The 25,653-nt window shown below is 61.1% G+C and carries 25 protein-coding genes; 12 read left to right on the top strand and 13 right to left on the bottom strand.

The window, feature by feature from the left end:
• Positions 1-5: 5 nt before the first annotated feature.
• From D109_RS1000000134530 to D109_RS0105880, 4 genes are read right to left on the bottom strand one after another with little or no spacing between them, the layout of a single operon-like run.
• Positions 6-167 (bottom strand): hypothetical protein, encoded by a 162-nt coding sequence (locus D109_RS1000000134530; RefSeq protein ID WP_017476111.1) that lies wholly within the window; start codon positions 165-167, stop codon positions 6-8.
• A gap of 30 nt (positions 168-197) precedes the next feature.
• Positions 198-581 carry a cytochrome c family protein gene (locus D109_RS0105890; RefSeq protein ID WP_017476110.1) on the bottom strand — a complete coding sequence of 128 codons (384 nt, stop codon included), beginning with the start codon at positions 579-581 and terminating at the stop codon, positions 198-200.
• Positions 578-1,012, bottom strand: coding sequence for a VOC family protein (locus tag D109_RS0105885; protein ID WP_017476109.1), 435 nt, complete (start codon positions 1,010-1,012; stop codon positions 578-580). Before D109_RS0105885 ends, D109_RS0105890 begins: the two co-directional genes overlap by 4 nt.
• Before the next feature lie 23 nt (positions 1,013-1,035).
• The gene (locus D109_RS0105880; RefSeq protein ID WP_017476108.1) at positions 1,036-1,578 is read right to left on the bottom strand and encodes a GNAT family N-acetyltransferase; all 543 of its coding nucleotides are present in this window, start codon (positions 1,576-1,578) and stop codon (positions 1,036-1,038) included.
• 362 nt (positions 1,579-1,940) lie between these two features.
• On the opposite strand from D109_RS0105880, the gene D109_RS0105875 reads away from it, so the two are divergent.
• From D109_RS0105875 to D109_RS0105865, 3 genes are all read left to right on the top strand, one after another.
• The gene (locus D109_RS0105875) at positions 1,941-2,318 is read left to right on the top strand and encodes a response regulator (RefSeq protein WP_017476107.1); all 378 of its coding nucleotides are present in this window, start codon (positions 1,941-1,943) and stop codon (positions 2,316-2,318) included.
• Positions 2,319-2,419: 101 nt separating this feature from the next.
• On the top strand, positions 2,420-3,034 hold the full coding sequence (locus D109_RS0105870; RefSeq protein WP_017476106.1) for a biliverdin-producing heme oxygenase: 615 nt from the start codon (positions 2,420-2,422) through the stop codon (positions 3,032-3,034).
• Positions 3,031-5,274: an ATP-binding protein gene (locus D109_RS0105865; protein ID WP_017476105.1), complete on the top strand. Its 2,244-nt coding sequence runs from the start codon at positions 3,031-3,033 to the stop codon at positions 5,272-5,274. Before D109_RS0105870 ends, D109_RS0105865 begins: the two co-directional genes overlap by 4 nt.
• A gap of 306 nt (positions 5,275-5,580) precedes the next feature.
• On the opposite strand, the gene D109_RS0105860 is transcribed toward D109_RS0105865, so the two are convergent.
• Both D109_RS0105860 and D109_RS0105855 read right to left on the bottom strand, forming a co-directional pair.
• On the bottom strand, positions 5,581-6,900 hold the full coding sequence (locus D109_RS0105860) for an ATP-binding protein (RefSeq protein ID WP_017476104.1): 1,320 nt from the start codon (positions 6,898-6,900) through the stop codon (positions 5,581-5,583).
• Positions 6,897-7,607, bottom strand: a complete 711-nt coding sequence (locus D109_RS0105855; RefSeq protein ID WP_026077803.1) for a response regulator — start codon at positions 7,605-7,607, stop codon at positions 6,897-6,899. Before D109_RS0105855 ends, D109_RS0105860 begins: the two co-directional genes overlap by 4 nt.
• 164 nt (positions 7,608-7,771) lie before the next feature.
• Between D109_RS0105855 and D109_RS0105850 the strand changes: the two genes are divergently transcribed.
• The 5 genes from D109_RS0105850 to D109_RS0105830 all read left to right on the top strand — a co-directional run bounded on the left by D109_RS0105850 (position 7,772) and on the right by D109_RS0105830 (position 12,334).
• Positions 7,772-8,560: a VacJ family lipoprotein gene (locus D109_RS0105850; protein WP_017476102.1), complete on the top strand. Its 789-nt coding sequence runs from the start codon at positions 7,772-7,774 to the stop codon at positions 8,558-8,560.
• Positions 8,550-8,828: a hypothetical protein gene (locus D109_RS1000000132610; protein WP_081585326.1), complete on the top strand. Its 279-nt coding sequence runs from the start codon at positions 8,550-8,552 to the stop codon at positions 8,826-8,828. The genes D109_RS0105850 and D109_RS1000000132610 overlap by 11 nt, the downstream gene beginning before the upstream one ends.
• Positions 8,829-8,952: 124 nt before the next feature.
• The gene (locus tag D109_RS0105840; protein WP_017476100.1) at positions 8,953-9,147 is read left to right on the top strand and encodes a hypothetical protein; all 195 of its coding nucleotides are present in this window, start codon (positions 8,953-8,955) and stop codon (positions 9,145-9,147) included.
• Positions 9,148-9,261: 114 nt separating this feature from the next.
• Positions 9,262-11,181, top strand: coding sequence for an alkaline phosphatase D family protein (locus D109_RS0105835; protein ID WP_026077802.1), 1,920 nt, complete (start codon positions 9,262-9,264; stop codon positions 11,179-11,181).
• Positions 11,182-11,320: 139 nt separating this feature from the next.
• Positions 11,321-12,334 carry a diguanylate cyclase gene (locus D109_RS0105830; RefSeq protein WP_017476098.1) on the top strand — a complete coding sequence of 338 codons (1,014 nt, stop codon included), beginning with the start codon at positions 11,321-11,323 and terminating at the stop codon, positions 12,332-12,334.
• A gap of 5 nt (positions 12,335-12,339) precedes the next feature.
• Here the strand turns inward: D109_RS0105830 and D109_RS0105825 are convergent, their stop codons facing one another.
• Positions 12,340-13,368 carry an amino acid ABC transporter substrate-binding protein gene (locus D109_RS0105825; protein ID WP_017476097.1) on the bottom strand — a complete coding sequence of 343 codons (1,029 nt, stop codon included), beginning with the start codon at positions 13,366-13,368 and terminating at the stop codon, positions 12,340-12,342.
• Positions 13,369-13,562: 194 nt separating this feature from the next.
• On the opposite strand from D109_RS0105825, the gene D109_RS0105820 reads away from it, so the two are divergent.
• Both D109_RS0105820 and D109_RS0105815 read left to right on the top strand, forming a co-directional pair.
• On the top strand, positions 13,563-14,429 hold the full coding sequence (locus tag D109_RS0105820; RefSeq protein ID WP_017476096.1) for a LysR substrate-binding domain-containing protein: 867 nt from the start codon (positions 13,563-13,565) through the stop codon (positions 14,427-14,429).
• Positions 14,430-14,518: 89 nt separating this feature from the next.
• On the top strand, positions 14,519-15,769 hold the full coding sequence (locus D109_RS0105815; protein ID WP_017476095.1) for an aspartate aminotransferase family protein: 1,251 nt from the start codon (positions 14,519-14,521) through the stop codon (positions 15,767-15,769).
• Between the two features lie 44 nt (positions 15,770-15,813).
• On the opposite strand, the gene D109_RS0105810 is transcribed toward D109_RS0105815, so the two are convergent.
• Both D109_RS0105810 and D109_RS0105805 read right to left on the bottom strand, forming a co-directional pair.
• Positions 15,814-16,197 (bottom strand): DUF1640 domain-containing protein, encoded by a 384-nt coding sequence (locus D109_RS0105810; protein WP_017476094.1) that lies wholly within the window; start codon positions 16,195-16,197, stop codon positions 15,814-15,816.
• Positions 16,187-16,456: a hypothetical protein gene (locus tag D109_RS0105805; RefSeq protein ID WP_017476093.1), complete on the bottom strand. Its 270-nt coding sequence runs from the start codon at positions 16,454-16,456 to the stop codon at positions 16,187-16,189. Before D109_RS0105805 ends, D109_RS0105810 begins: the two co-directional genes overlap by 11 nt.
• A gap of 293 nt (positions 16,457-16,749) precedes the next feature.
• On the opposite strand from D109_RS0105805, the gene D109_RS0105800 reads away from it, so the two are divergent.
• Together D109_RS0105800 and D109_RS0105795 are read left to right on the top strand one after the other, a co-directional pair.
• Complete coding sequence (locus D109_RS0105800; protein WP_017476092.1) at positions 16,750-18,087, top strand: carbohydrate porin; 1,338 nt, start codon at positions 16,750-16,752, stop codon at positions 18,085-18,087.
• 101 nt (positions 18,088-18,188) lie between these two features.
• A complete protein-coding gene (locus tag D109_RS0105795) occupies positions 18,189-20,606 on the top strand; it encodes a glucose/quinate/shikimate family membrane-bound PQQ-dependent dehydrogenase (protein WP_017476091.1) in 2,418 nt (805 codons plus the stop codon).
• Between the two features lie 60 nt (positions 20,607-20,666).
• Here D109_RS0105795 and D109_RS0105790 read toward each other — a convergent pair whose 3' ends face one another.
• From D109_RS0105790 to D109_RS0105775, 4 genes are all read right to left on the bottom strand, one after another.
• On the bottom strand, positions 20,667-23,003 hold the full coding sequence (locus D109_RS0105790) for a bifunctional diguanylate cyclase/phosphodiesterase (RefSeq protein ID WP_017476090.1): 2,337 nt from the start codon (positions 23,001-23,003) through the stop codon (positions 20,667-20,669).
• 203 nt (positions 23,004-23,206) lie between these two features.
• Positions 23,207-24,379 carry a PotD/PotF family extracellular solute-binding protein gene (locus D109_RS0105785; protein WP_017476089.1) on the bottom strand — a complete coding sequence of 391 codons (1,173 nt, stop codon included), beginning with the start codon at positions 24,377-24,379 and terminating at the stop codon, positions 23,207-23,209.
• Positions 24,376-25,350 carry a GTP-binding protein gene (locus D109_RS0105780; protein WP_017476088.1) on the bottom strand — a complete coding sequence of 325 codons (975 nt, stop codon included), beginning with the start codon at positions 25,348-25,350 and terminating at the stop codon, positions 24,376-24,378. Before D109_RS0105780 ends, D109_RS0105785 begins: the two co-directional genes overlap by 4 nt.
• Positions 25,347-25,646: a hypothetical protein gene (locus D109_RS0105775; protein ID WP_017476087.1), complete on the bottom strand. Its 300-nt coding sequence runs from the start codon at positions 25,644-25,646 to the stop codon at positions 25,347-25,349. Before D109_RS0105775 ends, D109_RS0105780 begins: the two co-directional genes overlap by 4 nt.
• Positions 25,647-25,653: the final 7 nt, after the last annotated feature.

Genomic DNA, 25,653 nt, shown 5'->3' with positions numbered 1-25,653 from the left:
GCGGTTCAATCCAGCAAAGCGGTGTTCTTGAGGAGTTCGTAAAGCCCTTCCGGCACCAATGGCGACTGCGCAGTCTGTTTCACCGCATCCTGGAGTTCGTGGACCAGAATTCGACCGTTGCGGTGAAAGATGCAAAGGGCAAGCGCCCGGATACGCGGTGCGTCCATGGGGTGAAACCCTTGTCTTGGAGTCGATGGTTATTGCGCCTGGAACGTTGCGAGGTAAGCCAGCAAGTTGTCGATCTTCTCCTGATCACTGATCCCCCAGAAAATCATCCGGGTGCCACTCACCACCTTTTTCGGTGCTTCGATGTAGGCGGCCAGCTTGTCCCGCGTCCAGACCACGCCTGAATTCTTCATCGCATCTGAATACTGATAGTCAGTGGTGGTGCCAGCCGGTCGACCAATGATGCCGTTGAGTTGCGGCCCGAAACCGCCCCGGGCATTTTCGCCGATGCTATGGCAACCGCCGCAGGTCTTGCTGAACAGCTTTCCACCGGCTTCGGCATCGCCTTCTGCAACAGCCTGGAGGCTGAAAGCCCCACCGATGAAGGCAATGGCCAGTAAAGCGGCGTATTTCATGAATGACTCCCCACAGGTCGTTCGCCCAACCGCTGCACCAGACGCACCAGATAGCCGTCCGGGTCTTGCACGATGAACTGCCGCTGCCCCGCTTCCACCTCACCCGCCCGGTACCAGGCGTCCTCAACGTCGCGGAACAGCGGCCAGCCGATGGCAGCCAGACGCTGCAGAACAGGCGCCACGGCAGGCACATCGATTTGCAGGTTGATGCCTCGTCCCAAGGGTTTTTCCAGGGGTGCGGTCAGCCACTGGCCGCCATCCGGGTCGTATTGCTCCAGCATGATTTGCGCGCCTTGCAGGTCGAGGTAAGCAAAGCCTTCTTCAGGACGCTGATAGGCGATGTCGAATCCCAACTGGGTGACCCAGAAGTCGAGGCTGCTCGTGAGGGACGTCACGATGAGTTCGGGGACCAGAGGGTTTCGGATAAACATGAGAATCCTTGGGGTGTCTTTACTTAACGCGCTACGACCTGCCATGACATGGCACAGCGACTGCCCGGCGCAAAACCGTGACGATACTCCTCACGCAGAGCCTCTGCCAAACGATGGTCCGGCGCCAGCGAGCGCTCTTGCTGAAATCCCAGCCGCTGGTAGAACGGGGCATTCCAGGGCACATCGCAAAACGTGGTCAAGGTGACGGCCCGCAACTGGCGCAAATATGCCTCACTCATCACGGTTTCAAGCAGTTGCCGGCCTAACCCACGACCTTGCATACCCTGCGCCACCGACAGTTCGTAGATATGCAGGTCACTGTCAAAAATCTGTGCGCTGAGGAAACCCTGAACCTGGCCGTTGTCACCCACCGCGACCCAACACGTACCCAACGCGATCAACTGCAGATGACGTTCAACACGCATGACGTCGGCATCGGCCAGCCAGCCCAAGGATTCGATGGCGCGGAAAGCTTGGGCTGCCGAGCGCTCCAACGCAGGTAAGAACGCGGCATCATGGGCGGTAGCAACCCGGACGGTGGCCAGCTTGAAGCTGCGACCACTCATGAACGCATGCCCATCCAGATCACGGCTTCAGTCCAGGCCGTCACCACCGGGTTCAACGCTCGGCTCCATGGATCGCGCGGGTCAATCTGCGCGGCCGACTGGTCATGCGGCTGCCGACGTCTTTTTCGATCAATGGGGAGGCTGGAGCGTTCACGATTAACGGCCTTGTCTTAAGGTGCCTGCGAGTACTTTCGCGCAGCACATCGTGGCGGATGCCTTACACGGTTAGCAAGTGGCGCACCCTGCCCTGGCGCAACTCCGAGACAACCCAATGACCACCCATCGCATAAAACACATCCAATCGAACCTAATCAACGGCGCCCCACTCCACCTTACTTAACCCGGATGGTGGAGTAAGGATCATGGCTCAGCCATCGATATTGGTGCTGGAAGACGACGAAATCATTCGCTCGTTGATGGTGGATGTACTGGAGGACTTCGGCGCGGTGGTGACCTCGTTCCCGTCCGCAGACGAAGGGATGATTTTTCTGGAGCGGGCCAGTGATCCGGTAGACTTGATTGTCAGCGATATCCAGATGCCGGGCTTGCTCAATGGCTACGATTTGAGCAAGGTAGTCGCCCATCGCTGGCCGACGCTGCCAGTGGTACTGACTTCGGGCAACACCGCAATGGCTTCGCAGTTGGGTTGCACCGTGCGGTTCTTACCCAAGCCATGGACCACCCAGCGCCTGCTCGATTGCGTGCAGTCGGCCCTGGTACAGGTTCCGCCCATGCATTGATAGCATCGCGATATCAGCTAACCCGAACTTCGCGGCAGTTCCTGCGGTCAGTTATCAGGCAACCCTACATGGCCAGCAGGCCCCCAGTTCGAGTTTACTGAATGCATTCACAGGCCCATGACGTTGGTGCGCCACCTGTACTTGAAGCCCTGCGCTCGGGTACTGCGTTACTGCACGTCGCCCTGGAAAAGCGCTTGCCGTTTTTCTCTCCGCAGCTGGATCACGACGGCTACCGACGCCTGCTCCAGGCCTACTACGGGTTCTACAAACCTCTGGAAGCAACGCTGAACGACAGCGGATTGATCCCTGCGGGATTTGATCAGGTGCTGCGTGTGAAGACGCCAACCTTGTTGATGGATCTCCACGCTCTGGGCCTGGACGACCAAGCCATCGCTTCGCTCCCCCTCTGCTCCTCGCTGCCGCCCCTGGACACACCCGCCGCCTGCCTCGGCGCGCTTTACGTGGTGGAAGGCGCCACTCTGGGCGGGCAGATCCTGCGCCGGGAGATGGCCCGGCGCCTGGGACTGGGTGCCGACAATGGCGGCGCGTTTCTCAATGTGTATGGCGCTGAAACCGGCCGGCGCTGGAAAGACTTTCTCGATTACCTGAGCCATGTGCCCCTCGACGCGCACGCCAAACTGCGCGCCGTAAACGCGGCCCGTTCAACATTCAGCTGCTTTGAGCAATGGCTCGACAGCCAGGAGGTACTGCTATGAAACCCGACGATTTTGAAGAATTGCTTGCCAACTGTGCCGACGAACCCATCCGCTTCCCGGGGGCTATCCAGCCTCACGGCGCGCTGCTGACCTTGTCCGAGCCTGAGCTGCATATCGTGCAGGTCAGCGCCAACGTGGCCGAACTGTTCAACCACTCACCGGAATCCCTGCTGGGCCAGCCGCTGCACACATTGATCGGCATTGAACATGCCGGAGCCGTCCAGGCCATGGTCACGCAAAACAGCTTTTTCGACGCCCCACCGCTGCACATGACCCTCAACGGCGCCGAGTTCGAAGGGCTGCTGCACCGCCATCAGGATGCGCTCGTACTGGAGTTCGAGCCACGGCTCAAGGATTTCCAGCCGCGGGCGCTCAATGGCCGGACCAGCAACCTGGGCAAGATGCTGCAACGCCTGCAGTCGGCGAAAACCCTGCAAGCCTTGTATGAAATCAGCGTCAACGAAATCCAGGCCATGACTGGCTACGACCGCGTGCTGATTTATCGCTTCGAAGAGGAAGGCCACGGCCAGGTGATCGCCGAAGCGTCAGCCCCGTCCATGGAGCTGTTCAACGGCCTGTTCTTTCCGGCATCCGACATCCCCGAACAAGCCCGGGAGCTGTACCGCACCAACTGGCTGCGGATCATCCCCAATGCCGACTATGAGGCAGTGCCGCTGGTGCCCAGGTTGCGCCCCGACACCGGCCAGCCACTGGACCTGAGCTTCGCTACGCTGCGCAGCGTGTCGCCGATCCACTGCCAGTACATGAAAAACATGGGGGTGTTGTCGTCCATGAGCATTTCCCTGATGGCCGGCGACAAACTCTGGGGCCTGATCAGTTGCGGTAACCGCCAGCCGCTGCTGGTGCCCAATGACTTGCGCACCGCGTGCCAGACCATTGGCCAGGTGCTGTCGTTGCAGATCAGTGCCATGGAAGCCCTGGACCTCAGCCGCCAACGCGAAGAAAAGGTCGAGGCCCTGGCCCTGCTCAACGAGGCCATACAGGCCTCACCCGCGAACGTCTTCGACGGCCTGGCGCAGCGCCCGCAACTGCTGATGGACCTGACCCTGGCAGGCGGTGTGGCGATCATCGAAGACAAACAACTGCACCGCTACGGCAACTGCCCGGAACCTGCGCAAATCCGCGCCCTGCACAAGTGGCTACAAGAAACGGGTCAGCCGGTGTTTGCCAGCCATAACCTGTCCTCGGTGTACCCGCCGGCAGCTGACTATCAGCAAGTCGCCAGCGGTGTGCTGGCCATGAGTCTGCCCAAGCCGGTGGACAACGGCGTGTTGTGGTTTCGCCCCGAGGTGAAGGAAAACATCAACTGGAGCGGCGACCCGAATAAACCGTTGGACCTGGAAAGCACCGACGCGGGCCTGCGCCTTCGCCCACGCACCTCGTTTGAAATCTGGAAGGTGGAAATGGCTGGCATCTCCACCAAATGGAGCCACGGCGATCGCTTCGCCGCCAACGACCTGCGCCGCTCGGCCCTGGAAAACGACCTGGCCCGCCAGGTGCTGCGCGAACAACAAGCGGTACGCGCCCGGGATGAACTGGTAGCGGTGGTCTCCCACGACCTGCGCAACCCGATGACCGTCATCTCGATGCTCTGCGGCATGATGCAAAAAGCCTTCAGTTCCGAAGGCCCACACACCTCGCGACGGATTTCCTCGGCCATCGACACCATGCAACAAGCCGCCGGGCGCATGAATGTGTTGCTGGAGGATTTGCTCGACACCTCGAAGATCGAAGCCGGGCGCTACACCGTCAAGCCGGTGGCCCTGGACGTAAGCCAGATGTTCGAGGAAGCCTATTCGCTGCTGGCGCCCCTGGCGATGGAAAAGGGCATCGATTTGTCCTTCAACGCCGAGCCCGGGCTACGAATCAATGCCGACCCGGAGCGGCTGTTCCAGGTGCTGTCGAACCTGATCGGCAACGCCATCAAGTTCACCCCGCGCCAGGGCAATATCGGCATCAGTGCGTTGAGCAATGGCGAGGAGATTGTGTTTTCGGTGCGTGATTCCGGCGAAGGGATCGCCCCTGATCAGTTGCCTCATGTGTTTGATCGCTACTGGACTCAAACCGAAAACAATCCCACCGGCAGCGGCCTGGGGCTGTACATCACCCAAGGCATCGTGCAGGCCCACGGCGGGCGGATCGAGGCTGAAAGTGAGTTGGGGCGGGGCAGCGAGTTTCGGTTTACGGTGCCCAAGCCGACTGAAACTCCCCCTCAGTAATCCGGCGAAGCAAATGAAAACCCAAAGGCCCGGAACGCTGGACCGGGCCAAGGCCACTGATCAGGACGCACTCAGAGGGAGTTGATGCGCAACGCCAACTTCCTATCAAGCGAGAGGTACGTCCATGATCGTCGGTAGCGCTTTTCACACCCAATCCCTGATTCAGCCCTTTCAGCCCGCCAAGCTGGTTCAACCCGTCCAGCCCGTACAACCCGCCTCCCCACCCAAGGACGAGCCGTCAGGTCGTAAGGAAGGCGGCGCACTAAGCGGCTTGGGAGGCAGCTTGCTCTGACCGTTCAAACGCTTCTAAACCGGTAACACCACAACGGCGGCCAACCCGCCACACGGGCGATTCTTCAACGTCAGCGTTCCACCGTGTTCCAGGACAATCGCCCGTGCCGTGGAGAGTCCCAAACCGACCCCGCCGGTACTTTTATTGCGTGAGCCTTCCAGCCGAAAGAACGGCAGGAACACTTGCTCATGCCGCTCCTGCGGGATGCCCGGGCCACGGTCCAGTACCCGCACCGTCACCACGCCGGGACTCTGTTGCAGTTCGATTTCCGGCGCCCGCCCGTAGTGGATCGCATTGTCCATCAGGTTGGTCATCACTCGCTTGAGCCCCAACGGGCGACCGAAATACACCAGCCGTGGCGGGCCATTGAAGGTGATGTCGATGGACTGGTCGCGGTAGTCGTCAATCAGCGTTTGCAGCAACTCAGCGAGGTCCAGTTGGGTGGCCTGTTCCAGACGCGCATCGTCGCGAAAGAATTCCAGCGCGGTATTGATCATCGCCTGCATCTCGTCGACATCCCGGAACAGGCGGTGCTGCTGGTCGGCATCCTCGATAAATTCACCCCGCAGGCGCAGGCGGGTCAGCGGCGCACGCAGGTCATGGGAAATCGCGGCGAGCATCTGGGTGCGGTCCTGGATGAAGTGCTGCAACTGCGCCTGCATGCCGTTGAACGCGAGGATCGCCTGGCGAATTTCATGGGGGCCGACCGGCTCAATGGGCGGCGCGCGAAAGTCGGCGCCGAAACGGCGCACGCCCTGAGTGAAATGCTGTAACGGCCGGGCCAGGCGCCGGGTGGCAATCAGCGTGACCAACGCGGTGGAAATCAGCACCAGCATCAGCACCACCAGGCTGCGCGGGCCTTCCGCCAGGCCCCAACTGCGGGACGGCGCGCTGAATACCAGCCACGACTGGTCAACCAACTGCACCACCAGCACATAGTGCCCGCCGGGGCCCAGCCAATCAGATGGCTCATAGACCTCCATTCGCCGCTCCGGCCCCTTTAGCAGCTGTTTAAACAGCTGATCGGAATGAAAAACCGGGTCTTCCAGAATCGGCACATCAATACCTGCGCGGGTGGCCGACCAACTCACGTTGAAACTGTCGTCACCCACCGCCTGCGTCAGTTGTGGGCGCTGGGAAGGCTGCGCGGCTTCGATCATCCGTACGATCACCGCGACCTTTTCCAACAGGCCCGTTTCACTCAACGGCGGCCTGGCCCAGACGCCTGCCAGTTGCACGAACAACGCGTTGAAGGCCAGCGCCGTGAGCATCGCAATCAGGATGGTCAGGGCAATCCAGCGGGCCACGGTGTCCCGGGGTTTGAAGCGGCTCATGAGCGGGTCACCGCGACGGTGAACTGGTAACCGCCGTTACGCACAGTACGTATCATCGCCGGGCGCTTGGTGTCGAATTCCAGCTTGCGTCGCAGGCGGCTGACCTGCACGTCGATGCTGCGGTCGAACGCGTCGTGGCTATGGCCCCGCGCCAGGTTCAGCAATTGCTCGCGGGTCAGCACGCGCTGAGGGTGTTCGACGAACACCAGCAGCAGGTCGAACTCTCCGGACGACAACGGGATCATCACCTGGTCCGGCGAGCGCAACTCCCGGCGCGTCAGGTCCAGTTGCCAACCGGCGAAGCGAATCAGCGGACGCGACGCGTCACCCAACGTCGGCCGGCTTTCACCCGCCCGACGCAGTACAGCGCGCACCCGGGCAAGTAGTTCACGGGCGTCGAAAGGTTTGCTCAGGTAGTCATCGGCGCCCATTTCCAGGCCCACCACGCGATCACTCAACTCGCCCATGGCGGTCAGCATGATCACCGGCGTCGCGTATTGCTGGCGCAGGCGTTGGCACAGCAACAGGCCGTTATCCCCCGGCAGCATCAGGTCGAGGATGATCAGATCGGCAGGCGTACGCTCCATGGCCGTCCACAGGTCGGTGCCATTGGCGGCAGTCTCGACCGTGTAGCCATGTTGCAGAAAAAATTTCTTCAGCAGGGCGAGGACCTCAAGGTCATCGTCCACGATTAAAAGATGGCTCACCGGTGGGCATCACTTGGTCTTGTCGATGCGCCATCTAAAACCATTCGACGCGGCCCGTCATATATTTCAATCGTGCAATAAAGCGTCAACAGCGCAATAAAGCAGACATCTTTGCGCAAGCCTCGAATGCCAGCATCGGCCTCCTTTTTCCGGAGACTGTGCTTATGCGTTCGCTGACGTACCCCCAGCACCTGGCTCGCCAGGCCGTGCTGTTGCTGACCGTGTCTTACCTGACAGGCTGCGCAAGCCCGGCCAACGTGGCGACTACTACACGCTGCGCAGAGGTTTCCTACCCGGTGTATGACCCTGCCGAGCCGGTCAACCGGGGCGTGTTCGCTTTCAACCGCGCGGTGGATGACTACGCCCTGGCGCCTGTAGCCCGCGGCTACCGCTACCTGCCAGATTTTTTCCAGCAGGGTGTGCATAACTTTGCCAGCAACTTCAGCGAACCCAAGGTATTTATCAACGACCTGCTGCAAGGTAACCCTCGGCGCTCGGTCAACACGCTGGGACGCTTTGCGGTGAACACCACCGTGGGAATCGTCGGGTTGATTGATGTTTCGGACCCGCTGTGCATTCCCCGTCACACCGCCGACTTCGGCCAGACCTTTGGCGTGTGGGGGATTGGCAACGGCCCGATCGTGGAGCTGCCTTTGCTGGGCACCGGCAACAGCCGCGATGCGGCGGGCAAGGTCTTGAACTTCCTGGTGGCGCCGCTGGGCGACAGCGATACCGTACAAACCCTGGACACCATCAGCCTGGTAGGCGGTACGGTGGATACGCGCGCGTCGTTGCTGCCGCTGACCGACAGCCTGCAAAAGTTGCCGGACTACTACAGCGCGTTGCGTAATGTGGTAGCCGAACACCGCGCGGCCTTTGTGCTGGAGGGCAAGCAGGGGGCGACGTCGCCCCGGGCCGATGATTGCGCAAAGGGAGCGGGCGATGATTTCTGATTCAAGCTCACTGATTCTGCAACATCAGGTCCGCAGACGCGGCGCCAACGCCCTGCTCTGCCGGGAAACGCGCCTGCATCTCTCCGGCGACCAGAATCGGCTGATCCTCAGTCGCTATGTCGAACAGTACAGCCCGCAGGGTGTGCGATGGGTCGAGCGCCAACACAGCGTGGCACTGGCCGATGTAATGCGCTGGCTGATGACGTCGGGAGAAGCATCCGTCACGAGCCATGAACCCCATAAGAAGGTGAATCTGACAACGTCATAATTTGACGCGAGACGTTTATAGCGAGGCAACCAGGGGATGCGTAATTTCTCGCTCTCCTTGATAGCGCTGGCTATCAAGGCAGACACCCTCTCTTTTAAAAAGGCACATCGCCATGATCCATGCTATGAACAGCTCCTTTGCACAATTGCCCACCCCATCGGTCTCCACTGAACAACCTGCGCCGGTACGAAACAAGCGAAGCCTTGAACCGTTCGCCGAAGCGAGGGATACCGTTGACTACAACGGCGCCTCGGCCAGCGACCGGAGTCGTAAAAACTCCGGCGGCCTGGACAACCTCGGCGGCGGCCGCCTGCCCTGATCCACCAACCAGAGGGCGGCATCGCCGCCCTCTCACTGGGTGTCATGCCTTGACAAAACACTGACATCCAATGCGTTACCCTTTACCCCCAACCTGTAATCAGCCGTGGCCTTCATGCTACAACCCGCCCACCTTCCTGCCGTACTTGCTGGCCCGCTGCTGCGACGCCTGGAGCCCCAGCGCCTGGTGATGTGGCTGGTAGGAAGTCGTGCCCTGGCATTGACCCTGAGGCTGCAAGTCGCCCAAGGCGAGACGCTGGATATCGATCTGGACGCCAGCCGCTGCCAGGTCGTACCCGTCGGGTGCCAGGCCTTTATCCACCTGATCGACGTGCCACTGGCCGAGGCACTGCCCCAGGATGTGAGCATCAGCTACGACCTGCTGGTAAACGGTGCCGGCATCGCCGAATGGGCGCCGCACCTGCTTTATCCGGGCGCCCAAGGCCCGAACTTCGTCCTGCACAGCCGCATCCATCAGTTGGTGCACGGCTCATGCCGCAAGCCTCACCACCGCGCCGATGAAGGTTTGCTGTGTGTTGACCGGCTGCTGGCCGAGTCGACCACTGTCGAAGCACGCCCGGCCTTGTTGATGATGAGCGGCGACCAGGTGTATGCCGATGATGTCGCGGGGCCAATGCTGCGGGCCATTCATGCGCTGATTGCCCGCCTCGGCCTGTTCGACGAACACCTCGAAGGTGCGGTCGTCGACAACAGCGCAGCACTCTATGAGCATGCCGCCAGCTACTACCACCGAGCCGATCTGTTGCCCGCCCTGGAGAGCAACGAGACCTTGCGCGAGCGTTTTTTTGGCGGCGTGAAGAAGCCGATTTTCACCAGCAGCAGCGCCGATAACCACCTGGTGACCTTCGCCGAAGTCATGGCAATGTACTTGCTCGCCTGGTCGCCCGTGCCGTGGGACCTGATCAACCCGCAAGCGCCTCAACTGCGCGCCGAAGGGCACGTCCGCTACGCCCACGAGCAAGTGCAGATCGACAAGTTTCGGGACGGCCTGGGTGGCGTGGCCAGGGTATTCGCCCACCTTTCGTGCCTGATGATCTTCGATGATCACGACATCACCGACGACTGGAACCTCAGCGCCCAATGGGAAGAAACGGCCTACGGCCACCCGTTCTCCAAGCGCATCATCGGCAACGCGCTGCTGGCTTACATGCTATGCCAGGGCTGGGGCAATAACCCGGATGCGTTTGACACAGTGCTAGGCAAAACCCTGGCCCTGACCACCCAAGCCCATGGCAACTACCTGGATGCGGTCGCTCAGGATGAGCTGGTAGACGAACTGTTGACGTTCCAGCAATGGCATTACGTGCTGCCCACCACGCCTGCGCTGGTAGTACTCGACACCCGTACCCGGCGCTGGCGCAGTGAGTTCAACCTCAAGCAACCGTCAGGCCTGCTGGACTGGGAAGCTTTAAGCGAACTGCAACAGGAACTGCTGGATCACCCTTCGGCGATCATCGTTTCACCCGCGCCCATCTTTGGCGTCAAGCTGATCGAGACCGTGCAGAAGGCCTTCAGTTGGTGCGGCTACCCGCTGCTGGTAGACGCAGAAAACTGGATGGCCCATCGCGGTGCGGCGCAGGTGATCCTCAACATCTTTCGCCATTCCCGCACCCCGGGCAACTACGTGATCCTGTCCGGAGACGTGCACTACTCGTTCGTCTACGAAGTACTGATCCGCCACCGCAATGGGGGCCCGAAGATCTGGCAGATCACCAGCAGCGGCATCAAGAACGAATTCCCACCGCGGCTGCTGGAGTGGTTCGACCGCCTCAATCGCTGGCTCTACTCGCCTCGCTCACCGCTGAACTGGCTGACCCGACGCAGGCCCATGCAGGTTGTGCCGCATATTCCTGAACACGCCGAGGCGGGTGAACGGTTGTGGAACTCTGCGGGGATCGGCCAGGTGTTTTTTAACCAGCAAGGGCAGCCTGAGGCCATCTATCAGCACAATGCCAATGGGGCGCCCAGAACGAGGATGGTAGCGCCAAATAAAAGGCTGAAGCCCCACGAATAGTGGCCCAAAGCCACAACCCCAACTAGACCAAAGCCCCCCTTTCTAAGCGCCAAAGCGCCGTTGTACAGTACCGTCAGCCACGGAGTATCGGCGTCAACAGTAACTGGCCATGAGAGCCAGCCCACGCAAGGAGCGCGCAATGGACGATACATCCGGCCAAGAACCCTCAAGGAGCGACTTTACCGACCTCAACGCCGACATGCTGCACGCCATCATGGAGCTGGTCAGCGACGGGATCTGGGACTGGAACGCCAACACCGGTTTCGTCTACCGCAACCCCGGCTGGTACGAAATGCTCGGGTACGCCCATCACTCCCTGGAAAACAGCGTATTCACCTGGGAAAACGTGATTCATCCGGATGATTATCCTCAGGTAATGGTGCTGTTCGATAACTACATCAACCGTCGCACCACTCACTATCAAGCCGAATACCGCTGCCGCAAGAAAGATGGCTCCTACCTGTGGATCGAAGACCGTGGCTACGTGATCTCACGTAACGACGACGGCTCGGTGGCGCGCATGGTCGGTGTCCACCGCAACATTCAGGCACGCAAACAGTCCATCGAACAGCTGGAACGACGCAATCAATCCCTGGAAGCCCTGGTGGCCGAACGTACCCGCGAGCTGTCGCGGGTCAATCAACAACTGCAGTTGCAACTGGATGAGAATCGCTCCCTGGCCGAACGCGACGCGTTGACCCACGTGGCCAATCGTTACCGTCTGGAGCGGGTCCTGCTGGAAGAATGCGATCGCGCCCAACGCTTTCGCCTGCCGCTGTCGCTGATTGCCATGGACATTGATGACTTCAAGCCGATCAACGACCAGCACGGCCACGCCGTCGGTGATGAAACCCTGGTGCATGTGGTGGAATGCCTGGAAGCCTGCTTGCGCCACGGCGACTTGCTGGCCCGCTGGGGCGGTGATGAGTTCATGGTGATCGTGCCCAAAAGCACGTTGGAAACCGCGCGGGAATTGGCCGAGCAAATGCGATGTGCGCTCAGGGAGTTGCCCGCCGTGGGCAACTTCAAGGTGACGCTGAGCCTGGGCGTGGTGGAGCGACGCAACGATGAATCACCCACCAGCCTGATGGCCAGGGCCGATCAGGCGTTGTATCGCTCCAAGGCGGCGGGCAAGGACACCGTGTCTGAGTAAAACCTTCAGCGAACCGGCGGCGCGTACTGGATGCCGCCGTTGCTCCACAGCGCATTCAGGCCGCGCTTGATCTTCAGCACACTGCCCTGGCCGATGTTGCGCTCGAACACTTCGCTGTAGTTGCCTACTTGCTTGACGATCTGCACCACCCAGTCCTTGCGCAGTTTCAGGTCCTTGCCGTAGTCACCGTCTGCCCCCAGCAAGCGGGCAACGTCCGGGTTCTTGCTGGACTTGGCTTGCTCTTCGACGTTCTGCGAGGTGATGCCCATTTCCTCGGCATTGAGCATGGCGAACAGGGTCCACTTGACGATACTGAACCACTCGTCATCGCCCTTGCGCACCAACGGGCCCAGCGGCTCCTTGGAAATCACTTCCGGCAACACCACGAACTCATCCGGGTGAGCCATCTTGATCCGCTGGGCGTACAGGCCCGACTGGTCGGTGGTCAGCACGTCGCAGCGGCCGGCTTCGAGGCCCTTGGCGCTTTCGTCGGCGGTGTCGAAGGTGATCGGCGTGTACTTCAGGCCGTTGGAGCGGAAGTAGTCCGAGACGTTAAGCTCGGTGGTGGTGCCGGCCTGGATGCAGATGGTCGCGCCGTCCAGGTCCTTGGCGCTCTTCACGCCGAGCTTGGTGTTCACCAGGAACCCGATGCCGTCGTAATAGGTCACGCCGGTGAACACCATGCCCATGCCCGCATCACGGGAACTGGTCCAGGTGGTGTTGCGGGAAATCAAATCGATCTCGCCGGACTGCAACGCAGTGAAGCGCTCCTTGGCGGTCAACTGGCTGAACTTCACTTTCGACGCATCACCAAACAGCGCGGCGGCGACGGCGTGGCACACATCCACATCAATGCCGGTCATCTTGCCGTTGGCGTCCGGCACGCCGAAACCCGGCAACCCATCGCTGACCCCACACTGGATAAATCCCTTCTTCTGGATCGCATCCAGGGTCGCCCCCGCGTGTGCGCTCCCGGCCAGCCCCAATACTGCAGCGGCGGTGAATGCCGCCAACGTGGATTTCATGTGCTTCATGCAAGGCGCTCCCTGTCGGTCTTTATTATTCGGCGCCACAAACCCACGCCGTTTATAGTGTTGCCGGTAAGTATCAACGGCTTTACACCTTGGCCACAAACGACGTTTAGGCTTAGGCTCCTTCCGATTTGGAATGAACTCGGCTATTTGAAAGGATCTGCGATCCCGTGATCTCAAAACGCTTGACCCCTTCGATGACCGCCTTGCAGTGCTTCGAAGCCGCCGCCCGCCACTTGAGTTTCACCCGCGCCGCCGAAGAGCTGCACCTGACCCAGAGTGCGGTGAGCAAGCAAGTGGCGCAGTTGGAAGAGATGCTCTGTCACCCGCTGTTCCAGCGAGTGCGCCAGCGTTTGTACCTGTCGCCGGCAGGCTCGCTGTACCTGGAGGAAGTGCGCAAGATCCTCAACCAGGTGGATATTTCCAGCCGCTACATCCTGACCTACGGTGGTGAAACCGAAGTGCTGCGCATCGCCACCCAGCCGACTTTTGGTGACCGCTGGCTGGTGCCCAAGCTCAAGGACTTTGCCGCTCGCCATCCCAACATCCACCTGGACGTGCGCAACGAACTGGAGCCGTTCGACGTGTTGCAGGCCAAGGCGGATATCGCGTTTTTCTTCGGCCAGGGGGCGTGGCCGGGAGCGACCTGCATCGAGCTGTTTCGCGAAGCCGTGGTGCCGGTCTGCGCCCCCGGGTTTGTTGCCGCTGGCAGCGATGCCTCGTCCCGTCACACGTTGCTGCAATGCACCTCGCGTCCGGAAGCCTGGCACGAGTGGTTTCTGGAACAAGGCCTGCACTCGCAAAACAGCTACCACGGGCCGCGCTTCGACACGTTCTACATGTGCATTCGCGCAGCCCAATCGGGGTACGGCGTGGCGTTGGTGCCGCAGTATCTGGTGGCCGAGGAATTGGCCAACGGCAGCCTGATGATCCCTTGGGATTACACGATGCCCAGCGCCGGCGCGCACTTTATCGCCCATGCCGAACATGCTGGGGAGATTCCGAAAGTGAAGGCCTTTTTGAGCTGGATGGTGGAGTACCTCACAGCACATCCCGACTTTTAATAATGACCCGGCGACTTTATTTCGTTTGCGGGGCAAGGCGGCTCACGGCTTAGATAAAAGGACGCATCCCATTCTTGAGTCCCGGATCCATGAGCCGCGAAACCATCAGCCAGTCGATTTCCATCGTCCACCCCATCAGCCTCAGCCACGGCAAGAACGCCGAAGTCTGGGATACCACGGGCAAGCGCTACATCGACTTTGTCGGCGGCATCGGCGTGCTCAACCTGGGCCATTGCCATCCGCGTGTGGTGGAGGCGATTCGCGAGCAAGCGACCAAACTCACCCACTACGCCTTTAACGCCGCGCCTCACGCGCCCTACATCGAACTGATGGACCGTCTCACCGCATTCATTCCGGTGGACTACCCGGTAAGCGGAATGCTCACCAACAGTGGCGCGGAAGCGGCGGAAAACGCCTTGAAAATTGTCCGGGGCGCGACTGGCCGTACCGCGGTCATTGCCTTTGACGGGGCGTTTCACGGGCGCACCCTGGCGACGCTCAACCTCAATGGCAAGGTCGCGCCCTACAAGCAAAAAGTCGGCGTATTGCCAGGGCCGGTGTTCCATCTGCCCTTCCCCAGCCGCGACAACGGCGTGACCTGCGGCGAAGCGCTGAAGGCAATGGACCGCCTGTTCAGCGTGGAAATCGACGTCGACGACGTGGCCTGTTTCATCATCGAGCCGGTGCAGGGCGAAGGAGGCTTCCTGACCCTGGACGTGGAATTCGCCCAGGCCCTGCGACGCTTTTGCGACGAGAAAAACATCCTGCTGATTGCCGATGAAATCCAGTCCGGCTTCGGTCGTACCGGCCAGCGTTTTGCCTTCTCACGCCTGGGGATTGAGCCAGACCTGATCCTGCTGGGCAAAAGCATCGCCGGCGGTGTGCCGCTCGGCGCAGTAGTAGGTCGCAAAACGTTGCTCGACAACCTGCCCAAAGGCGGCCTGGGCGGCACCTATTCCGGTAACCCGATTGCCTGCGCGGCGGCGTTGGCGACCCTGGATGAAATGACCGACGAACACCTGCAAAGGTGGGGCGCCCAGCAGGAAGAAGCGATCGTCAGCCGTTATGAATCATGGCGCTCGAAAAAGCTCTCGCCCTACCTCGGCCGCTTGACCGGCGTGGGCGCCATGCGTGGTATCGAACTGGCCAACGCCGACGGCAGCCCGGCCCCACAACAGCTGACCCAACTGCTGGCCCTGGCCCGCGAGGCGGGTTTGCTGCTGATGCCCAGCGGTAAATCACGGCACATCATCCGCCTGCTGGCGCCGTTGACGATTGAGGCGGCGGTGCTGGAGGAAGGGCTGGATATTCTTGAGGGGTGTTTGGCGAAGTTGGTTTAAAAGCCAGAAAGCCCGGCAGGGAGCCGGGCTTCGAACGGAAAGCGTCAGTGAACGAGTCGGGCGACGCCAAATGCGATGGCAGACAAGGCTCCAGCCGTTCCGACAAACCATTTCAACAGCCGGGTTTCCAACGATTGCATATCCGTTCTGAAATTGGCGATTGAAAGATCCAATCTAGAGGTCGCTTCAAGCAGGTCGATTTTGGTCTGCATCAGATCGGACTTGGTAGTCATGTGCTCTTGCATGCCATCCAGCTTCGTCTCGACGCGCTCCAGCCTTGCCTCAACTTGCGAAATACGCTTTTCCAAATCGCTTTCTCCTCCGTTGCCCCCACCGCCTGCGCCGCCTTTGCGGTCGCAGCCTGATGACGAACCTTGACGGTACTCCTGGCGAAGATAGCTCACATTATCCTTGAGGTCATTCGCCATTTCCGGCCTCCTTCTTCTGGGTCAAAGCATTCAATCCATCAGCTACACCCTCCATGCAGTCGATAAACTCATTCAGCTTCGCCCATGCTTCATCTGCTGCCTGTTTTACATCGGCGTCTTCACTACGTCTGAGCACGCCGGCCAGGCTGATGATGCCGGAACCGAGTCTCGCAATTGCACTGTGATACTGGCCAAGAATAATGACTAATTCCCGGGCCGTTACGGCCTCTGCCTCACCCACCATGTCATCGCCGTCCATGTCGCCCCTCCATCCGTTTTGGTGACGCAGAAAACCACGCCTTCAAACGCAAACCAATGAACAGTTTGCTACCAAATCCGACGACCCAACCCACTATTACCAAATCCGAAAGAATCCATCTTCCGTTTAGCCCTTTCTCTCCCCTCGCCAGCGCTTTATCCTTGTCAGTAACAAAGTGAAACGTTTCATCATTCCATCAGACCACCGACCGCCCGTGTTCAACGCCTTTGTGCGAACGCGCCAGGCCGCTGTTGGCGTTTCAAAACCATAAATATTAAGACTCCATTTTGCCTATGCCTGCTTTCCCAAACCTGCGCCTGTGCGCTGCGCTGCTACCGTTCGGCCTGTTCAACTGTGCCCAAGCCGCCCCTGCCTTTGACGCTGAATCACCGTGGATGCTGGGTGATTTCGGCGGCACTCGGACAGCGCTGTCTCAACAAGGCTACGACTTCAAGTTCGACTACACCGGCGAGATGGGCAGTAACCTGCACGGCGGCTCAGACCACGACCGTACCGCGCGCTACAGCGATCAGTTCGGCCTGGGTACGCACCTGGATCTGCAGAAGATCCTCGGCTGGCACGACGCGGAGTTCCAGTTGACGGTGACCGAGCGCAGCGGCAACAACATCACTAACGACCGCGTTAACGACCCGCGTGTGGGCGGGTTCACCTCGTCCCAGGAAGTCTGGGGCCGTGGCCAGACCTGGCGCCTGACGCAGATGTGGTATCAGCAGAAGTTCTTCGACCAGAAACTGGACATCAAGGCCGGGCGTTTTGGCGAAGGCGAAGACTTCAACAGCTTCCCCTGCGACTTCCAGAACCTCGCGTTCTGCGGCTCCCAGGTCGGCAACTGGGTGGGCAGCATCTGGTACAACTGGCCGGTGAGCCAGTGGGCGTTGCGGATCAAGTATCACCTGACGCCTGAGCTGTACGCCCAGGTCGGTGCCTATGAACAGAACCCGTCCAACCTGGATCGCGGCAATGGCTTCAAGCTCAGTGGCAGCGGCACCCAAGGGACCCTGCTCCCGGTGGAACTGGTGTGGACGCCCACGCTCAACGGCCTGCCCGGCGAATACCGCGCCGGTTACTACTACAGCAGCGCCAAGGCCAGCGACGTCTATAAAGACCGCAACGACCAGCCGGCGGCCCTCAGCGGCGAGGGCTATCGCAGCGCCTCCAGCAAACACGGGGTGTGGCTGGGGGTGCAGCAGCAAGTCACCAGCCTGGCCAGCGACCATTCGCGAGGCTTGAGCGTGTTCGCCAACGGCACGATGCACGACAAGAAAACCAACGCTGTGGATAACTACGTGCAGGCGGGTGTGGTCTACAAGGGCCTGTTCGATGCCCGCGCCAAGGACGATATCGGCTTTGCCGTCGCCCGGGTGCACGTCAACCCGGCCTATCGCAAAAACGCCGAGGCGACCAACCAGGCCCGCGCCGTCTTCGACTTCGACGACCCGGCCTACCTGCCCCTGCAACACACCGAATACAGCGCCGAGCTCTATTACGGCGTGCACGTCACGAACTGGCTGACGGTGCGCCCGAACCTGCAATACATCCGTCATCCCGGGGCCGTGGCCCAGGTAGATGACGCGCTGATTGGCGGGATCAAGCTGCAAAGTTCCTTCTGATTGCTGAATAAACCTAATTTGCCCTGAACCATGCCTGCGCCGGAACGTCATCTACAGTGAACTGTGCGCAACCAATTCAAAACGTAACGGAGAACCACACTATGAGCACTGATGGTGCTTCAAGTCCAAGTCGCCTGCTGCCCAGGCTGCTGGGGATCTTGCTGCTGATAATGGGCCTGGCCTTGTTGGCCGGGGGGATCAAGCTAAGCATGCTCGGCGGGTCGCTGTATTACCTGCTGGCCGGCCTCGGTATCACCGTCACCGGTCTGTTGCTGCTGGCAACACGCCGCGCGGCGCTGGGCTTGTACGCACTGGTGCTATTTGCCAGCACCGTCTGGGCACTGTGGGAAGTCGGCCTGGACTGGTGGCAGTTGGTGCCGCGCCTGGCCCTGCTGTTCGCCCTCGGCATCGTCATGCTGCTCCCGTGGTTCCGCCGTCCGTTGCTGCGTGGCCAAGCCTCACCCTTGGGCACTGGCGCCCTGAGCGTCGCCGTCGTGCTGGCCGGTGCCGCCGCCTTGGCCAGCCAATTCACCGACCCGGGTGCCATGGTCAAGAAAGGCCAACTGGACCGCGATGCGGTGCCTGGCATGGCCAGCGCCGCACCGGCCCAGGCCGAGGGTGACTGGAACTCCTATGGCCGCTCGGCCTTCGGTGATCGTTACTCGCCACTCGCGCAGATCACCCCGGAAAACGCCCACAAGCTGGTGCCTGCCTGGACGTTCCGTACTGGCGACATCCCTGGCCCAGGGGATCCCGGTGAAACCACTGCGGAAAACACCCCGCTGAAAGTCAACGGCATGCTCTACGTGTGCACGCCTCACAGCCAGGTGATTGCCCTGGATCCAGACACCGGTAAGGAAATCTGGCGTTTCGACCCGAAGATCAGCACCGAAGGCGCTGCAAACTTCAAGGGTTGGGCGCACATGACCTGCCGTGGCGTGTCGTATCACGATGACGCCGTGTATGCCTCCGAGCAGAGCCCGACTGGCAGCGCCAGCCCGGCCGCCGCGCCGAATGCCTGCCCGAAACGCATCTTCGTACCTACCGCCGACACCCGTCTGATCGCCCTGAACGCCGACACCGGCAAGATGTGCGAAGACTTCGGTGACAAGGGCCAGGTCGACCTGCGTGCCAACATCGGCACCTTCGCCCCGGGCGGTTACTACTCCACCTCGCCACCGGCTGTTACCAAGAACCTGGTAGTGATCGGCGGTCACGTGACCGACAACGTCTCCACCGACGAGCCTAGCGGCGTGATCCGCGCGTTCGACGTGCACACCGGCAAGCTGGTGTGGAACTGGGACAGCGGCAACCCGGACGACACTACCCCGTTGGCCGAGGGCAAGACCTACACCCGCAACTCGCCAAACATGTGGTCGATGTTCGCGGTGGACGAAAAACTCGGCATGCTCTACCTGCCGATGGGTAACCAGATGCCCGACCAGTACGGCGGCGACCGGACTCCGGACTCCGAGAAGTACAGCGCCGGCCTGACTGCCCTGGACATCGACAGCGGCCACGTAAAATGGACCTTCCAGTTCACTCACCATGACCTGTGGGACATGGACGTGGGCGGCCAGCCTTCGCTGATCGACATCAAGACCGCTGACGGCGTGAAAAAAGCCGTAATGGCCTCGACCAAGCAAGGCAGCATCTACACCCTGGACCGCACCAACGGTCAGCCCGTGGTGCCGATCAATGAAATCCCTGTACCGCAAGGCGCAGTGGCCGGCGATCACACCGCACCGACCCAACCGAAATCCGACCTGAACTTCATGCCACCGCCCCTCAAGGAGCGTGACATGTGGGGCGTGACGCCGTTCGACCAGATGCTGTGCCGGATTGACTTCAAATCCATGCGCTACGACGGTCCGTTCACCCCGCCATCGCTGCAAGGCTCGATCGTTTACCCGGGTAACTTTGGCGTGTTCGACTGGGGTGGCATTTCCGTCGACCCGGTGCGCCAGATTGCATTCGTGAACCCGAGCTACATGGCGTTCAAATCGAAACTGATCCCGGCCGCCGACATCGCCAAACAAGGCCCACGGGTCAGCGAAACCGAAGGCGTGCAGCCGAACAAAGGCGCGCCGTACGGCGTGATCCTTGAAGCCATGCTGTCGCCACTGGGCCTGCCGTGCCAGGCGCCGGCGTGGGGTTATGTGGCCGCGGTCGACCTGACCAACCACCAGACCATCTGGATGCACAAGAACGGCACCGTGCGTGACAGCTCGCCGGTTCCGATTCCACTGACCATGGGCGTACCAAGCCTGGGCGGGACCTTCACCACTGCCGGTGGCGTGTCCTTCCTCAGCGGTACCCTTGACCAGTACCTGCGTGCCTATGACGTGAAAAACGGCAAGCAACTGTGGGAAGGCCGCCTGCCAGCAGGCGCGCAAACCACACCGATGACCTACACCGGCAAGGACGGCAAGCAGTACGTGCTGGTCATGGCCGGCGGTCATGGTTCCCTGGGTACCAAGCAGGGCGACTATGTGATGGCGTTTAAACTGCCGGATTAAGTAAAACCGGTGGTAATGAAAAGGCGGCTACCTAATGGGTAGCCGCCTTTTTTTGTGCGTTCACACCGGCGCGTGTTCACGGCGCATCCACATTTCGAAAGCCGTGGCGTTCAAGGGCCGGCTGATCAAATAGCCCTGGGCCGTGTCGCACTTCCAGAGCTTGAGCAGCTTGAGGCTGGGCTCGAACTCCACGCCTTCAGCCACCACCTTGAGCCCCAGGTTGTGACTCATTTCGATGGTCGAGCGCACGATCACGCCGTCGCCTGAGGTGCTGTCGAGATTGCGTATGAATGACTGGTCGATCTTCAGCTCCTGCACCGGCAGGCGTTGCAGTTGCGCCAGGGATGAATAGCCGGTGCCGAAGTCGTCCACCGACAGGCTGATGCCACAACCGCGCAGTTGCTCCAGCACGCTGAGGGCCTGCACCGGGTTGTGCATGATCGCGCTTTCGGTGATTTCGAAGATCAATCGTCGGGCCGATACGCCGTAGTGCGCCAACAGCTCGGTCACCCGCAGGGCCAGGCTGTCATCGGCCAGGTCATCCACCGAGATGTTGACCGACAACTGCACCTGCAACCCGCGCACCTCCCACTCGGCCAATTGCCGAATGGCTTCTTCGATCACCCAGTGGGTCAGGTTGCCCATGCTGCCGGTGCGTTCGGCCAAGGGAATGAACTCGGCGGGAGATACCAGCCCGAGGGTCGGATGCTCCCAGCGCAGCAGCGCTTCGGCCTGGCTCACATGCCCATGGTGCAGGTCGAGCTTGGGCTGATAACACAGGTACAACTCGCCCTCCGCCGGCGCCCGGCGCAGGTCACGGATCAGGCTGATCTGCCGTTGGTGGGCGAGGTCGCGGTCCTGTTGGTAGATCTGTAAATAACCCGGGAATGCTGCCGCATCGTGACGGGCAATGGCGGCACGGCTGATCAGCTCTTCAACCTGCTGGCCGTCGGCCGGGTAAGCGGCGATGCCGATGCTCACTTCATGGCGCAGTTCATCACCGCCAATGCGCTGGGGCTCGGTCAGCAGCCCATACAGGCGGTCAGCCAGGGCCACGACGCGATCAATCTCGGTGTTTTCCAGCAGCAGCAAAAACTCGCTGCCGGTGATACGCGCAGCGGTGTCACTGGCCGAGAGGCTCGACAGCAGGCAGCGGCTGGCTTCGCGGAGCATTTCTTCCACGCCTTCCGGGCCGTAGCCTTCGTTGATCACGCGGTAGTTCTCGATCCCCAGGTACAGCAACACCACGGGCCGACCGGCGCTGATGGCACTGCCCAGGCGTTCCATGGCCAGCGCCCGGTTGGGCAGGCCGGTGAGCGGGTCATGCAGCGCGTTGTGGGCCAGTTGCCGCTCGCGCACCGCGATCCCGGTTTGCATGGCGTTGAAGGCCTGGGCCAGCAGGCCGAACTCATCATGGCTGCGAACCCGCACCGGCGTCCGGTAGTCACCGGCACCGATGCGTCCGGCTGCCTGCACCAGCGCATTGAGTGGGCGCGAAACCCGCCGCGCCAGGAACAACGCCCCCGCCAGCGACACCAGCAGCACCACCAAGGCTATTGCGAGAAATTGCCGGTCCAGCGGCGCGAAGGATTCAAGGGCGTGGTCCAGCGGGCTTTGCAGCAGCACCCGCACCTCACCGCCGTCTGCGGTGTTGCCCAAAGGCAACACCTGGCTGAGATAACGCTGGCCGTGAAACAGGTTCAGTTGCGCCTCAGGATTGATGTACGGAGCCTGCAAGTCACTGGCAATTGATGCCTGGAATACCTCGGGCTGAGTGCTGAACAATTCGCCGGGCTGACCGTGCTGCACACTGAGGAACGACACTTCCAGGTTGCTCATGGAGCGCAATTCACTGGCGAAGATTTCGTCCATGGGCAGGCCCATGACAACAAGGGCGATCGGTGTGGGGTCGACGACTTCCTGCTGCACCAGCAGAAAAGGCCGGCCATCCAGGGCCACGATCAACATTTGCAGGCCGCTGCGCCGGGCCTGGCGCAAGGCGTCGTTGTAGGGAAAGGCCTGGCCGGGGGTCAACGCCTGTAACGTACTGACCATCACCTTGCCATCGAGGCCCAGCACAAACACTTCACTGGACGTCAGGCCGGTGCCATGCCGGCGCAGGGCAGCGAGAATCTCGGTGGGCTCGCCCTCGGCGACAGACTGGCGGAAGGGCAGGTCTGCCGTGAGCCAGTTCAAACCGTATTGCAGACGCCGGCCACGCAGGTCGAGCAAGCGCTCGAACACCTGGCTGCCGGTTTCCAGTTGCACCTGGGCCTGGTTTTCCACGGCGCTATTGGTCGCGGTCTTCACGGCGAAGTACACCGCAGCCACCACCACCAGTAACAGTAGCGCCAGGACCCCGGCGATCCGGGTTTGAAAGGTATGGCGCCACCTCATTTTGTTGCCCTCTGGCAGCGCCTGTCCCCTCCAGCCGAAATGTCCCTTCGTCATACGCGTCCCTCGCGACAGCTGAACCGGCGTCAAATAAACGTCCTTTTTAAAAGGACATTCGAACTATCCAGACTAGCTGCGCAAGGGAAGAAGTGCATCCAATAAATACGGGAACTTGGGTGTCATTAAATTGGCGACAAGCGTCTGCCTCAGCTACGCGCCCGCATGAAATCCCCCCAGCGCCGCACCAGGTAGTTGTGCTCGTCCATCACCGAGTTCCACACCGCGATATGCCCCATGCGCTGCTCATAGGAGCCCCCGTCGCGCACTTCGCCCACATCAATCAGCGGCAAGCCATCGCTGCCCAACAGTTCCTCCCGCGCGGGCAGGCCGGCGTACCAGTAGTCCCACTCGGCGCTGCTCAGGTGATCACGGCTGCGGGCCGGGTTGCCGATGTAATAACCCTGGCGCGCCATCACCGCACCTGGCCAGCCGGACAGCCACCAGTTGAGGTAGGCATAAGCCGCATCCAGCACCGGGCCCTTGGCATGGCGCGACAACGACAACCCGCCGAACCACGCTCGGTAGCCTTCACGGGGTACCGCCAAGCGGTATTTGACCCCGGCCCGATGCAAGCGCATCAGGGTCGGTGACCACAGGCTCTGAATGTCGATGCTCGGGCTGAGCATCAATTGCGCCGCCTCTTCGTCATCCGACCAGAACGCCGCGAAGTGCCCTTCCTTCTGCTTGCGTACCAGGATATCCGCCAGCACATCGATCTCTTCGATGCTCATGTTGCCGATGTCCCTGAAGCTCGCGAGCCCCGCGCCTTGCACCGCCAGCGCCGCGTCGAGGGCACCGATGGCGGCGTCGCTTTGCAGCGCGGTGCGTGCGCCCCAGGCCGGGTCGAGCAGCCAGCCCCAGCTCTCGTTGACGCGGTTGAACCCTTCGGGCAAGCGCTCGGGACGGTAGGCGAAACTGTCGGCGTTGTGGGTCAGGGGCAGCATGCTGATGCGTTCGGTCACGGTGCTGCCGAGGCTGCCATCGTGCTGCACGAAAAGGCGCTCGCTGGGCACACTGCCGCTGCCCAGGCGGTCGTTGGCGGACAAACGTCCGCGCTTGGGCAGGTCGTTGATCTCATGCCATAGCGCGATGCGCCGGGTGTCGATCGGCTGGATCGCCCGGGCCGGCCACACGAAATCGACGTTGTGAAACCACTGGTCGTAGAGGTCGTAGCTGTCCGGCTGCATCACCGCGATGCGCTGGGCCTGCTCCACATCGTGCACCTGGTACACCAGACGAATACCCAGCTCTTTTTCCGCTCGCACCCGCAGGCATTCGAGCAAGGTCACCGAGGTACCGAGGACGCGAAGCGTGATCATGCGGCGAACCTTCTGGAGAACACTTCAAAGGAGCGACGCAATAACGCCGGGTCAAGACCGCGCAGGATAAACACCAGGCGTGATTGCCGATCGGTCCCCGGCCAGGCAGGCAGGTGAACCGGGGCATGCAGGCAATGCTGCACGCCATGAATGACGATGGGAGCGTTACTGGCGTTCACGTTGAGCAGTCCTTTGACGCGAAGAATACGTTCGCCGTGGCATCTTAACAGCATCGATAACCAGACCCCGAAGCCGACCCAATCCAGCGGCTGATCGAAGGTCAGGCAGCAGACTTGTGCGGCGCCGTGGTTGGCGGCGGTGGTTTGATGGAGTTTCCAGCGGCTGACTTCGGCAGCGGGTTCGGCGCTGCGCAGCCCTTCGCCAAGCAGCAGCTGTTCACCGCTGTCGATATCGCAGGTATTGAGGATCGGCGTACCGGCGTTCAGTGCCTGCAAGTGCGTGCGCAACGGGCCGCAGTCTTCGACGAGGTCGGTCTTGCTCAACAGCAAGCGATCGGCGGCGGCCACTTGCGCCAGCCATTCCGGGTGCAAGCGCTCTTGCAAAGCAGCGTGGCTGGCGTCCACCAGCGTCACCACCAGCCCGATATGAAAGCGCCCGCGCAGTTGCACGTCGTTATTCAAGGTGGCGAGAATGGGCGCCGGGTCGGCCAGGCCGGTGGTTTCCAGGATCACCCGTTTGAAGGCCGGAATCTCGCCGCGCTCACGGCGCTGCAACAGGCCGAGCAAGGCGTCTTTCAACTCGCCGCGAATCGAACAGCACACGCAGCCGCTGGGCAGCAGTACGGTGTCCGGCGCGACTTCCTCCACCAACAAATGGTCGATGCCGACGTCGCCGAATTCATTGATCAGCAACGCCGTGTCACCAAGGCTTTCGCCTTGCAGCAAGCGCTTGAGCAAGGTGGTCTTGCCGCTGCCGAGGAAGCCGGTGATGACGTTGAGGGCGATGCTCATGGCTGTTGCTCCAGATGATCCAGCAGTCGCGGGTCCAACGGGTCCAGCGGCCGACCGAGCATGGTCTCTGCCGCCCGCCACAGTTGATCCAGGCCGCTGGCCAGTTCCTGTTTGCCGGTGGCACCCAGCAGCAAATAAGACGCGCCCTGGAAGTCTTCAACCTTGAGCCGGAACACCGCCAGCACCTGGTTGATCGCCGCGATGCGGCGCAGGCGTTCGCGGCGACGCGGCAACTCATCCCCCAGGGGATCGCTCCAGTGCAAATCTTCGCCCAGCAGACCGCAGAGTCCACACATGCTTAGT

Source organism: Pseudomonas sp. PAMC 26793, from assembly GCF_000313235.1.
Taxonomy (GTDB): Bacteria; Pseudomonadota; Gammaproteobacteria; order Pseudomonadales; family Pseudomonadaceae; genus Aquipseudomonas; species Aquipseudomonas yamanorum.
This window is presented reverse-complemented; position numbering and strand designations above follow the sequence as displayed.